The following is a 12,819-nucleotide window of genomic DNA, read 5'->3' on the forward strand; positions in this document are numbered from 1 at the left end:
GATTGTCACAGCCAGAATTATTTCATGATTTACCATTAGAAGAGGTGATCGGCGACCGTTTTGGACGCTACAGTAAATATATTATTCAAGACAGGGCGCTGCCCGATGCGAGAGACGGATTAAAGCCGGTACAGCGCAGAATTCTGTATGCAATGCATACAGATGGAAACACGTTTGATAAAAACTTCAGAAAAGCGGCCAAAACGGTCGGTAACGTCATCGGTAACTATCATCCGCACGGTGACAGCTCGGTTTATGAAGCAATGGTGCGGATGAGCCAGGATTGGAAAGTTCGTAATGTGTTAATCGAAATGCATGGAAACAATGGAAGCATCGACGGAGATCCCCCGGCAGCCATGCGTTATACAGAGGCACGATTATCTCCGATAGCATCTGAGCTTCTTCGGGATATTGACAAAAACACGGTTGAATTTGTGCCGAACTTCGATGATACAAGCAAGGAGCCTGTCGTACTCCCGGCGATGTTTCCTAACCTATTGGTCAACGGATCTACCGGGATTTCAGCAGGATACGCGACCGACATTCCCCCTCATCATCTGGGAGAAGTCATTGATGCTGTCATTAAGCGTATTCAAATGCCTTCTTGCTCTGTTGACGAACTCATGGAAGTTATTAAAGGGCCTGATTTTCCGACAGGCGGTATTATTCAGGGCGTTGACGGGATAAGAAAAGCTTACGAAACCGGAAAAGGAAAAATCATTATCCGCGGAAAGGCTGAAATTGAAACAATCAGAGGCGGACGAGAACAAATTGTCATTACTGAAATTCCATTTGAAGTAAATAAAGCAAACCTTGTAAAAAAAATGGACGAGTTCCGTATTGATAAAAAGGTTGAAGGCATCTCAGAGGTTCGTGATGAAACGGATCGAACAGGGCTGAGAGTGGTCATTGAACTGAAAAAAGAAGCTGATGCCAAAGGCATTTTGAATTTCTTATATAAAAATACTGATTTGCAGATCACATATAACTTCAATATGGTGGCTATCCATAACCGCCGTCCGATGCTGATGAGCCTGCCGTCTATTTTGGATGCATATATCGGACACCAAAAGGAAGTTGTCACAAACCGGTCCGTTTACGAGCTTCAAAAAGCAAAAGACAGACATCATATCGTAGAAGGGCTCATGAAAGCTTTGTCTATTTTGGATGAAGTGATTGCAACAATCCGTTCTTCTAGCGATAAACGTGACGCTAAAAACAATTTGATCGCGAAATATGAATTTACAGAGCCTCAGGCTGAAGCCATCGTGTCATTGCAGCTATATCGTTTAACCAATACCGATATCACAGCGCTTAAGGAAGAGGCAGAAGAGCTCGGTAAAAAAATTGAAGAGCTCGAATCTATTCTGAGCAATGATAAAAAACTGCTAAAAGTGATTACAAACAGCTTAAAAGCACTGAAAAAGAAATATGCAGATACGAGACGCTCCGTGATTGAAGAAAAAATTGAAGAAATTAAAATCAATCTCGAAGTCATGGTTGCATCTGAGGATGTATATGTAACCGTTACGAAGGATGGTTACCTAAAACGGACGAGCCAGCGCTCATTTGCCGCTTCCAACGGTCAGGACTTCGGAATGAAAGATACGGACAGGATGCTGCATCAGTTTGAAATGAATACGACAGACGTGCTGCTGCTCTTTACGAACAAAGGAAGCTACATCTATTGTCCTGTTCACCAGCTGCCTGATATCAGATGGAAGGACATGGGCCAGCATTTTTCAAATCTAATCACTATTGACCGTGATGAAACGATTGTAAAGGCTATACCGATAAAAGAATTTGATCCGTCGGCATATCTTCTATTCTTTACGAAAAACGGTATGGTGAAAAAGACAGAGCTCACTCATTATAAAGCACAGCGTTATTCTAAGGCACTTGTAGCCTTAAATCTGAAGGGTGAAGATGAACTGATTGATGTACATGTAACAAATGGGGAAAGCCAGATCTTTATGGCCACTCACTTAGGGTATGGTCTATGGTTTGGAGAAGACGAAGTGAATGTAGTTGGCGCGCGTGCGGCAGGTGTCAAAGGGATTAACTTAAAAGAGGATGACTTTGTTGTCTCCGGTGAGATTCTTCAGCAATCTGATTCAATTGTCTTGTTCACACAGCGGGGAGCGGTTAAACGCATGAGTCTTTCTGAGTTCGAGAAGACATCCCGTGCAAAACGCGGTGTCGTAATGCTAAGGGAACTGAAAAAGAATCCTCACCGTGTTGTAGCACTGTTCGCTTGCGGTCTTGAACAGCGACTAATGGCAGAAACAGAAAAAGGCGACAGAAAAGAACTGCAGACAAAAGAGTTGCGGACAAACGACAGATACAGCAATGGCTCTTTCTTTTTTGATGAAGAGGAATCAGGCAAGGTTACAGCTGTTTGGCGCCTTCATACAGAACAATAATAAAAAACCCGCTCATACTATATGAGCGGGTTTCGTTTGTTTTTTATCAGCTTTCATGGTTGGTGAATAGATCTGTTACAGCATGAATGACTTCAATCCCCTGCCATACAAATAAATTCAGCGCTGTGAAAGAAAATAAGCCTAAAATCACCATTCTTAAGATAAACAACATGTTTAACAGCCTCCTCATATTTTCGTTACATAATCGGGTGATGTTGAACATGAAGTTTGCCGAAATAAGACGATTGATAAAATTTGGCCAGTATAAAGCTTTTTTTCCGCTGACGTCTGCGGGAGTATCCCGTACTTTTGCTTTCAGCGGTCAGCAGCAGAACAGCCATTGCCCATAAAGCGGTCAGCGTAAATGCCCCTGTGATGGATTTCTTCTCATCATCAGCATTTTGGCCGGCTTTCATCTCATGCATTTCCTGCTGGTCGGCTACGGCTTTATAATGATGGCCGATATCAAAGGCGTGGGGAATTGAGAACAAATGAAAACTGGCAATCGCCAAGAATAAGATGGATGCTTTCAATATCGTTACTTTTTTCAAATGATCTCCCCCTCCTTTAATATTACTGAATATTTTTATAATAATACCCCAATCCATCCTAAAAGTAAACCTGATTTATTAAATTTAAAAATAAATTTAACTTTGTTAAGTATATATCTTTTTGCTTATTTTTGAAAGAGAAAACTTCTTTTATTAGCGTATGTATACCCGGTTTATGGTGTGAATAAAAACATATTTTAAATGATATGTTGTTTAGGATTTATTACTTTATTTATGTGTAAATCAAAGAGAAAGGCAAGAGAATGGGAAGAAATGATTACATTGTTAATAGGGTACTCTTTTTTTAAAGCCAGTTTGCAAGGAATGTTTTTATTCGTAGGAAAATAATAGAGAAGGGGTCGACAGAGTAACATCTGGCTATGACAATATTCTTCTCGAAAAAACTTCCTAATTCGTCATATTGTGATATAATAAAACTCGTTATGTTAAAAAATCTAACATCAAAATCGAATTCGTATTGAATTGATGAAAACGGGAGGTAAATATGGAGTCTTTTTTCAATAGTTTGATTAATATTCCAAGTGATTTCATCTGGAAATACCTATTTTATATTTTAATAGGGCTTGGATTATTTTTTACCATACGTTTTGGTTTTATCCAATTCCGTTATTTTATTGAAATGTTCAGAATAGTAGGGGAGAAGCCGGAAGGAAATAAAGGTGTTTCATCTATGCAGGCATTCTTTATTTCGGCCGCATCCCGAGTCGGCACAGGGAATTTGACTGGTGTAGCCTTAGCAATTGCGACAGGCGGACCAGGCGCTGTATTTTGGATGTGGGTAGTGGCTGCAGTAGGCATGGCTTCAAGCTTTGTCGAAAGTACATTAGCACAGCTTTATAAGGTAAGAGACGGGGAGGATTTCCGCGGAGGGCCGGCCTACTATATTCAAAAGGGTCTTGGTGCCAGATGGCTTGGCATCGTTTTTGCAATCTTAATTACCGTCTCATTCGGCTTGATTTTTAACGCTGTTCAAACAAATACAATTGCTGGAGCATTGGATGGCGCATTCCATGTAAATAAAATAGTTGTAGCCATAGTTCTGGCGGTTTTAACTGCGTTTATCATTTTCGGCGGTTTAAAACGTGTTGTCGCTGTTTCACAGCTAATTGTGCCGGTTATGGCAGGCATTTATATTCTTATCGCTTTATTTGTTGTCATCACGAATATTACGGCTTTCCCTGGCGTTATCGCTACAATTGTTAAAAATGCTTTAGGTTTTGAACAAGTCGTCGGCGGCGGAATAGGCGGCATCATCGTTATCGGTGCGCAACGCGGACTTTTTTCAAACGAAGCAGGAATGGGGAGCGCACCAAACGCGGCTGCGACGGCTCATGTATCCCATCCGGCAAAGCAAGGCTTTATTCAAACATTAGGCGTATTTTTCGATACATTTATCATATGTACGTCCACAGCATTTATTATTTTGCTGTACAGTGTAACGCCAAAAGGCGACGGCATCCAAGTCACACAGGCTGCTCTTAACCATCACATTGGAGGCTGGGCGCCGACTTTCATCGCAGTCGCAATGTTCTTGTTTGCATTCAGTTCAGTTGTCGGCAACTATTATTATGGCGAGACAAACATTGAATTTATTAAAACAAGCAAAACATGGCTGAACATTTACCGTATCGCTGTTATTGCTATGGTTGTGTATGGATCTTTATCAGGCTTCCAAATCGTTTGGGATATGGCGGACCTCTTTATGGGTATCATGGCGCTGATCAACTTAATTGTGATTGCGCTGCTGTCAAACGTTGCTTACAAAGTGTATAAAGATTACGCGAAACAGCGTAAGCAAGGACTTGATCCTGTGTTTAAAGCGAAAAACATCCCAGGGCTGAAAAACGCTGAAACATGGGAAGATGAGAAACAAGAAGCATAATATAAATATAAAACAAAGCTGCATTCAATAGTTGAATGCAGCTTTTTCATTATTGGAAATAAATTTAATTTTTCGACTCGAATGAAAAATGACGTGTAAAGTCCCAATTCAGTCCAGTTTTCTTTGTTCTATATGTGTCATGTGTGTCTTATTCATTGGAGGTAGAGCAAATTGACAGGCTTTTAAACCTCCCCAAAACAAGAAATTAGGTTGATAGACAATCATGAGAAAGATTTTTACAATGAGTTCGTGCTCATAAGAAGTGTAGAGCCAAAATGATGCGAAGGAGGAAAAGATCAGATATGAAACGGTCAATCTCTATTTTTATTACGTGTTTATTGATTACGTTATTGACAATGGGCGGCATGATAGCTTCGCCGGCATCAGCAGCAGGGACAAAAACGCCAGTAGCCAAGAATGGCCAGCTTAGCATAAAAGGTACACAGCTCGTTAACCGAGACGGTAAAGCGGTACAGCTGAAGGGGATCAGTTCACACGGATTGCAATGGTATGGAGAATATGTCAATAAAGACAGCTTAAAATGGCTGAGAGATGATTGGGGTATCACCGTTTTCCGTGCAGCGATGTATACGGCAGATGGCGGTTATATTGACAACCCGTCCGTGAAAAATAAAGTAAAAGAAGCGGTTGAAGCGGCAAAAGAGCTTGGGATATATGTCATCATTGACTGGCATATCTTAAATGACGGTAATCCAAACCAAAATAAAGAGAAGGCAAAAGAATTCTTCAAGGAAATGTCAAGCCTTTACGGAAACACGCCAAACGTCATTTATGAAATTGCAAACGAACCAAACGGTGATGTGAACTGGAAGCGTGATATTAAACCATATGCGGAAGAAGTGATTTCAGTTATCCGCAAAAATGATCCAGACAACATCATCATTGTCGGAACCGGTACATGGAGCCAGGATGTGAATGATGCTGCCGATGACCAGCTAAAAGATGCAAACGTTATGTACGCACTTCATTTTTATGCCGGCACACACGGCCAATTTTTACGGGATAAAGCAAACTATGCACTCAGCAAAGGAGCACCTATTTTTGTGACAGAGTGGGGAACAAGCGACGCGTCTGGCAATGGCGGTGTATTCCTTGATCAATCGAGGGAATGGCTGAAATATCTCGACAGCAAGACCATTAGCTGGGTGAACTGGAATCTTTCTGATAAGCAGGAATCATCCTCAGCTTTAAAGCCGGGGGCATCTAAAACAGGCGGCTGGCGGTTGTCAGATTTATCTGCTTCAGGAACATTCGTTAGAGAAAACATTCTCGGCACCAAAGATTCGACGAAGGACATTCCTGAAACGCCATCAAAAGATAAACCCACACAGGAAAATGGTATTTCTGTACAGTACAGAGCAGGGGATGGGAGTATGAACAGCAACCAAATCCGTCCGCAGCTTCAAATAAAAAATAACGGCAATACCACGGTTGATTTAAAAGATGTCACTGCCCGTTACTGGTATAAAGCGAAAAACAAAGGCCAAAACTTTGACTGTGACTACGCGCAGATTGGATGCGGCAATGTGACACACAAGTTTGTGACGTTGCATAAACCAAAGCAAGGTGCAGATACCTATCTGGAACTTGGATTTAAAAACGGAACGTTGGCACCGGGAGCAAGCACAGGGAATATTCAGCTCCGTCTTCACAATGATGACTGGAGCAATTATGCACAAAGCGGCGATTATTCCTTTTTCAAATCAAATACGTTTAAAACAACGAAAAAAATCACATTATATGATCAAGGAAAACTGATTTGGGGAACAGAACCAAATTAGTTAAGCTTTTTTTTGGCGGACATCAGTAACGATGTCCGTTTTTATCATCTAATAGGAGGTTTGCGTTGTGGATGAAATACTGAAACAGTATATGGTGCTGTATAAAAAAATGAGTAATATGATAAATGGTCCCGACTATCCAGGTAAGGAAAAAGACATCCAGCATCAAAAAGATCAGATCGAAGTTTACGAAAAACAGCTGCAGCAAGGATTTTCTACAGATTATGACTATGATGTGTTTGCTGATTCTGTTATCAAATGCGCATATGGCGATATGACGCTGGAAGATTTAGAAGCCGTTTATTATGGATTGACAACACCATTTTTTTGATTTGTCATTCAGCAGTAAAATTTCAATTTCTGTCTCACTAACTTAAGTATACTTTGATATTGAGACAGAAATTTATTTATTTTGTTTACTTCCTAGAATATATATTATGTAAACTAGAAAAGATGAAGAATAAAGCTTTGCTGTTTTTATGTACATCCTTTCTTCTTCCTGTAATTCAGCAACAAAATAAAAAAGCGATTTCCCAATCGGAAAATCGCCAATTCAGACACTCTATTATTTATGTGTGTCTTTGTGCTCTTAACGATTTACAACAAATGTTGTCACGCTTTGAGCTGGAAGATGAGCCCAAAAATGATTGCCTGATACAGTGAGATTCGTTCCAGGTTGTAGATTGCTGCTGCTGCTCGTGATCCATCTAGATACGTTTGAAGCAGATCCATTCTGCAAAACAAAGTTTTGGTTGACTCCTGTGTTGCTTTTATTGATGGCAACAATAACGACCTTGTTGTCACCTTTATAGGCTGACACGTAAACGTTCGCATTAGGGTTTTTCGTTGCATCAATCCTTACATAGCCGGGACGCACAAACTTTGAGAAATGAGCCATATTGTAGCCGCGTTTGCTGATCGTACCATCTTCTTTCATAGGTCCATATGATCTTCGGATGTACCACCATACATAAGCTTGAAAGTCCCCCTCTACCATCGCATTGTGAATATGCTGTGAAACATCCAATGCCTCAGGCCATCGATCCGCCGAGTTGGTATCACTGTTTGGATAGTATACTTCCGTCATCCAAAGGTCCTTCCCCGCTCCTTTTTGTTTGAAAAGAGGATAAGGGAATTGGCTGACCTGGGTGCCGTACAGGTGAGTTCCGAGAATATCCATATTGGCAAGAGCCTGCGGATCGTTCAAGATCGGGTCCGACAAATTCTTCAAGTATTGAAATGACTCAGGCGCAATGACGCGGGCATTGATCGAGCCGGCGTTTTCTCTCATAAAGCGAAGTATTTCTTGCGGCGTCCACCACGTCCACTCGTGAGCGTAATCAGGCTCGTTTTGGACCGAAATCGCGTAAAGATTCACACCATTATTCTTCATGAAGGTAACAAAATCGTTAAGATGCTGCGCGTATGCTGCGTACTTGTTGTATTTCAGCCGTTTAGCCGATGTGTCACCATTCCGATTAAAGGTCTCAACCATATCACTTGGAGGATTCCAAGGAGAAGCAAAAACGATTGCTCCGTGTTTGACCGCACTCTTTGCAGTCTCCACCTCTTTATACCAATTATTTCGATTTTCATCTACATGAATTCTTAAGATTGAAAATCCTAACTGGTTCTGTCCATTGCCAAAAGCAGTTTCTCTTTGAGCTGCTGTAAGATCCCCAGCCCAAGCCGGATGATTCATCCCTCCAAAACCGCGAATCACTTGTTTCTCTGCAGATACATTAACTGTTACATCACTTGCTGCCAAAACTTCAGTAGCGCCTGGCCCTAACATGACTGACAGCATAGTGAAACATACTAATAGTACACAAATTGTTTTTTTTATGCGTGGAATCATTTATTCCTCTCCTTCGTCATGTGTCTTTTACGGTATTAAAAAATCTGCATGGCATATCCATAATGGCGGGCTGTTCCGGTGCTGGCCCGTACTTCACCCGCCTCGTTTTTAAGCGGTCCCATTACGAGTACTATCTTTGCGTAAACTGCCAGTAATCAAAATTAAACAAGTTTCCTGTACCTGTTCCGGTAAATACAAAGAATACTTTGTGCACACCGGTTGCCCCGCTTACCGCAGTTTCTATTTCCCTCCACGTTTGCGCTCCGCCTGTTGAAGGCACATTCAGAGTTCCAACAAGCTTACCGTCTGCACTGTCGAGGCGCACTTCTATTTTCCCGCCTAAAGTGGATGCTACATTTGCTTTAAATGACCTGGCACCGCCCGCTCCGAAGTCTGCATTTCCTACAGCAATCCAGTCTCCATTTTGAATGCTTGTTACATGCTGATTATTTACTGGCCCGCCGGGTGCTGTGGACTTCTCTGTCAAAATGCGTCCATTCCAAGCAAACGTTTCAGCTTCTACCCGGTTATATGGGTTTAAATTGGAAATTTGTGTTACACCTGCATAATTTGCCGCTACCTCTTGAATAGATCCATCTGCATTATGCACCAGCTTATTAATATGGGGAGAGCGGTATCCTTTGCCGGCCCCGAACAGAGCGGAACTGACAGTTTGCGCATGGTACACCACATACCACTCGTTTTTAAAATTGAAAACAGCATGATGGTTGTTTCCGCCACCTCCGAAAAATGCACCCGGATTTTTCAGGAAGTGCCCTCTATATGTAAAGGGACCCATGGGACTTGAACTGGTCATGTAGCCGATCTCACCCGGGGGTTTATCGGCCGGGTGCGTGCCGCCGAAATTGATGCAATAGGAGTAATAATATGTTCCGTTATACTTGTGCAATCCCGAATCTTCAAACATGAAAGGCGCATCAATTGTAGATGCACTTCCAACAACACTCGTCATATCAGGCCCCAATTTTATGACTCTAGCCGTTTTAGGATTGGCCCATTGTCCCTGCGTTGGATTTGAAACGCCAGGAACGCCTCCGCCGGCATACAGGTAACCGGTTCCGTCGTCATCTACAAATACTGCCGGATCAAAAAGCCATACAACACCAGACATTCCTGGCGTACTTGGCGTTACGAGCGGTTTTCCGATTGGGTCGGTCCATGGACCAATCGGGCTGTCTGCGGTGAGAACCCCGATACCTCCGCCGCTGTTTGCGAAATAAAGGAAGAATTTATCCTTGCCATTAATTTTTTTAACTGCGATTGACGGTGCCCATGACGCACCTGCCCATTTTGCAATTCCACGGCCTCCATTAGCTCCATTGGCACCTGCTACCGGAATGGCTCCGTGGTCTGTCCAGTTCACCATATCCGCTGAAGATATGACGAATACTCTATTCAAATTGGCAAATGAATTATCTTTAATTGTTCCGTTGCTATTATATTCATAGTCATCACTTGACATATAGATGTAGACTCTTCCGTTATAGGTCAGCGCAACCGGATCCGCTCCCAAATGATGGTCGATAAGCGGATTTGAATTCCCTATATGTTTTGCAATTGTAGTACTAGTGGCAGCATACGCAGACTTCCCAGATAAGCAGCTCAATAATAAAACTAGAATCCATAAACATACGCTACACTTTTTCCTCATCACTTCACATCCTCCTTTTTCCTTAAAATGGGGGATTTTCTTTTGGAATTTGATAACAACAGGTCACGAAGATTGCACGCATAAAGTAGCCGGAAGCTGTTTAGCAATGTTCCCAGTTGTTCTGAAAGCTCATCTTCATGTGTCTCCATTCTCTCTTTTCTTCGAGGAGATCGCACCACTCCTTCAAAATTGTTCAAAAAAACTTCCCCATTCCTAGCGACCATTGTCCAGAAAATAAAAAGACAGGATTGTTCATGGCCTCCCACTAATCACATTGAACGGAGATTACATCATTATCCAAGATATCCCTTTATCTAACATCCTACATCATTAAAAAAATTGTGTATAGAAACTTTTGGAGGAGTTAGTGTTCGATTCTACAAAGGAACTGGATACATTTATTCATTGATAAGATGGGGCTAACACTCCGTTTATATTTGTATGTTTTCAGACACAAAAAACAGCCGTTCAATGCGGCTGTTTTTTTCAAGAGTATAAGACTATTGAGCGGTATACCCGCTTTTTCATGTTTTGTTCATATTTTATTAATTGTTTATTCAACACTGTCCGCTATAGTAATCCATATCAACAAATATGACTGCCACTCGCATCTTTTATGAAGGGAGGTTCGTTACGCTGAAAGAAAAAATAAAGACATTAGGCCGTTTTTGCACCGTAGGCGTCGGCAATACGCTGATAGATTTTGGTGTCTTCTTTCTTCTTACCGCTTGTCATGTCTCTTATCTGCCGGCGCAGATCTGCTCCTATACTGCAGGTATCGTCAACAGCTATGTGTGGAACCGGAATTGGACGTTTTGTGTGAAACGTAAGGCTGACGGGAAAGAGATCGTGCGTTTTCTCATGATTAATATTGCCGCGTCAGGGATCACCTTTTTGCTGCTTTATTTGTTTCAAAATTGCGGCTGCTCGCTTTTGGTGAGTAAGCTCGCCGCCACTATCGGCGGAATGATGATGAATTTTATCGGAAACCGAATCTGGGTATTTGGAGATTCGCTGAAAAACATACAGGATCAGGAGTGAAGATGAATGAGAAAAAAAGTGAGAAAAGCGGTTATACCCGCAGCGGGTTTAGGAACGAGATTTCTGCCGGCGACAAAGGCGCAGCCTAAAGAAATGCTTCCAATCGTCGACAAACCAGCAATCCAATATATTGTAGAAGAGGCCGCAGAGTCAGGAATTGAAGATATACTGATTATTACAGGGAGAAACAAACGCTCGATTGAAGATCATTTTGATCGGTCGGCGGAATTGGAATTCAATCTCCGGGAAAAAGGCAAGACGGAGACACTTAAGGAAATGCAGCAGATTGCCGATTTGGCCAACATTCATTACATCCGCCAGAAAGAACCGCTCGGATTAGGCCATGCGGTGCTGTGTGCGGAGCATTTTATCGGAGATGAGCCTTTTGCTGTTCTCTTAGGTGATGATATTATGGTGTCTGAAACACCGGCTCTTCGGCAATTAATGGATGTATATGACGTTTATGGCACAGAGGTTGTCGGTGTACAGTCAGTTCTCCCTGAGGATGTCAGCAAATATGGTATTATAAATACATCAGGGTCTCAAGGGCATGTATATGAAGTGAACGATTTAGTGGAAAAGCCTTCTCCTGAAGAAGCACCTTCGGAAATCGCAGTAATGGGACGTTATGTGCTGAATTCTTCGATCTTCTCCGTTTTGAAGACAATTGGCAGAGGCGCGGGCAACGAAATTCAGCTGACAGATGCGCTTCGTGAGGTTTGCCGTAAGGAGCCGATCCATGCCCGGCTGCTGGAAGGAAATCGATATGACATTGGCGATAAGCTGGGCTGTTTTAAAGCGAGCACCGAAATCGGCTTAATGCGTCCCGAAATGAGATCTCAGCTTTTGGCCTATTTAGAAGATGTGATCAAACGGGAAACGAAAGAAATGCTGCGGTAAAAAAATTGTAACCATCTTGCTCGTCAATCAGTCATATAATAGTGAAAAAGATTAGGACAGGTTGTGAAGAATGTGGGCAGTTTGATAAGCGAAATTTTAACATGGCTGACGAACATGGGATATGCGGGTATTGCGATTGGGTTAATGATTGAAATCATTCCGAGTGAGATTGTATTAGCTTATGGCGGCTATATGGTATCGGAGGGCACGATTGGATTTATTGGCGCAATTATTGCGGGTGTTATCGGGGGCACCATTGCCCAGATCTTTATTTACTGGATCGGTCGCTATGGCGGCAGGCCATTTCTGGACAAATACGGGAAGTATTTATTGATTAAAAAGCATCATATCGATATGTCGGAAAACTGGTTTCAGAAATACGGCGCCGGAGTTGTCTTCTCGGCTCGTTTTATACCGGTTGTCAGACATGCCATATCCATTCCGGCAGGTATTGCCAGAATGCCTTTTCTCAAATTTGTGGTACTGACTGTGCTTGCTATCATTCCATGGTCTATCCTGTTTGTTTATTTAGGCATACAGCTAGGAAGCCAGTGGGATGATGTTGAGAATATAGCAGGCACTTATACAACACCGATTATGATATTGGCTGTTGTCGTGATAGCCCTTTATTTTGTGATTAAGAAACGTACAGCCATATTTAAACGATAG

11 protein-coding genes are annotated in these 12,819 nt (G+C 42.1%); 7 read left to right on the forward strand and 4 right to left on the reverse strand.

Annotated elements, in window-relative coordinates:
* Window positions 1-2: 2 nt before the first annotated feature.
* Window positions 3-2,423 (forward strand): DNA topoisomerase IV subunit A, encoded by a 2,421-nt coding sequence (parC, locus tag NST22_RS09975; protein ID WP_003231550.1) that lies wholly within the window; start codon window positions 3-5, stop codon window positions 2,421-2,423.
* 46 nt (window positions 2,424-2,469) lie between these two features.
* Here parC and NST22_RS09980 read toward each other — a convergent pair whose 3' ends face one another.
* Complete coding sequence (locus NST22_RS09980) at window positions 2,470-2,595, reverse strand: hypothetical protein (protein WP_003231548.1); 126 nt, start codon at window positions 2,593-2,595, stop codon at window positions 2,470-2,472.
* Window positions 2,596-2,620: 25 nt separating this feature from the next.
* On the reverse strand, window positions 2,621-2,974 hold the full coding sequence (locus tag NST22_RS09985) for a hypothetical protein (protein WP_003245190.1): 354 nt from the start codon (window positions 2,972-2,974) through the stop codon (window positions 2,621-2,623).
* Window positions 2,975-3,479: 505 nt separating this feature from the next.
* Between NST22_RS09985 and NST22_RS09990 the strand changes: the two genes are divergently transcribed.
* From NST22_RS09990 to NST22_RS10000, 3 genes are all read left to right on the forward strand, one after another.
* The gene (locus NST22_RS09990; RefSeq protein ID WP_003231542.1) at window positions 3,480-4,877 is read left to right on the forward strand and encodes an alanine/glycine:cation symporter family protein; all 1,398 of its coding nucleotides are present in this window, start codon (window positions 3,480-3,482) and stop codon (window positions 4,875-4,877) included.
* 302 nt (window positions 4,878-5,179) lie between these two features.
* Window positions 5,180-6,679, forward strand: coding sequence for an endo-1,4-beta-glucanase EglS (gene eglS, locus NST22_RS09995; RefSeq protein WP_003231540.1), 1,500 nt, complete (start codon window positions 5,180-5,182; stop codon window positions 6,677-6,679).
* Between the two features lie 67 nt (window positions 6,680-6,746).
* Window positions 6,747-7,010, forward strand: coding sequence for a YnfE family protein (locus NST22_RS10000; RefSeq protein ID WP_003231535.1), 264 nt, complete (start codon window positions 6,747-6,749; stop codon window positions 7,008-7,010).
* A 258-nt stretch (window positions 7,011-7,268) separates the two neighbouring features.
* On the opposite strand, the gene xynC is transcribed toward NST22_RS10000, so the two are convergent.
* Both xynC and xynD read right to left on the reverse strand, forming a co-directional pair.
* On the reverse strand, window positions 7,269-8,537 hold the full coding sequence (xynC, locus tag NST22_RS10005; RefSeq protein WP_003231534.1) for a glucuronoarabinoxylan endo-1,4-beta-xylanase XynC: 1,269 nt from the start codon (window positions 8,535-8,537) through the stop codon (window positions 7,269-7,271).
* Window positions 8,538-8,667: 130 nt separating this feature from the next.
* Complete coding sequence (gene xynD / locus NST22_RS10010) at window positions 8,668-10,209, reverse strand: alpha-L-arabinofuranosidase (RefSeq protein ID WP_003245027.1); 1,542 nt, start codon at window positions 10,207-10,209, stop codon at window positions 8,668-8,670.
* Window positions 10,210-10,803: 594 nt separating this feature from the next.
* Here xynD and NST22_RS10015 point away from each other — a divergent pair.
* The 3 genes from NST22_RS10015 (at window position 10,804) to NST22_RS10025 (ending at window position 12,819) form a co-directional block, all read left to right on the forward strand.
* Window positions 10,804-11,250, forward strand: coding sequence for a GtrA family protein (locus NST22_RS10015; protein ID WP_003231531.1), 447 nt, complete (start codon window positions 10,804-10,806; stop codon window positions 11,248-11,250).
* Between the two features lie 6 nt (window positions 11,251-11,256).
* Window positions 11,257-12,150 carry a UTP--glucose-1-phosphate uridylyltransferase GalU gene (galU, locus tag NST22_RS10020; RefSeq protein ID WP_003245127.1) on the forward strand — a complete coding sequence of 298 codons (894 nt, stop codon included), beginning with the start codon at window positions 11,257-11,259 and terminating at the stop codon, window positions 12,148-12,150.
* Window positions 12,151-12,222: 72 nt separating this feature from the next.
* Window positions 12,223-12,819: a DedA family protein gene (locus tag NST22_RS10025; RefSeq protein ID WP_003231529.1), complete on the forward strand. Its 597-nt coding sequence runs from the start codon at window positions 12,223-12,225 to the stop codon at window positions 12,817-12,819.

This window comes from Bacillus sp. PS237, assembly GCF_037963345.1.
Lineage (GTDB): Bacteria > Bacillota > Bacilli > Bacillales > Bacillaceae > Bacillus > Bacillus subtilis.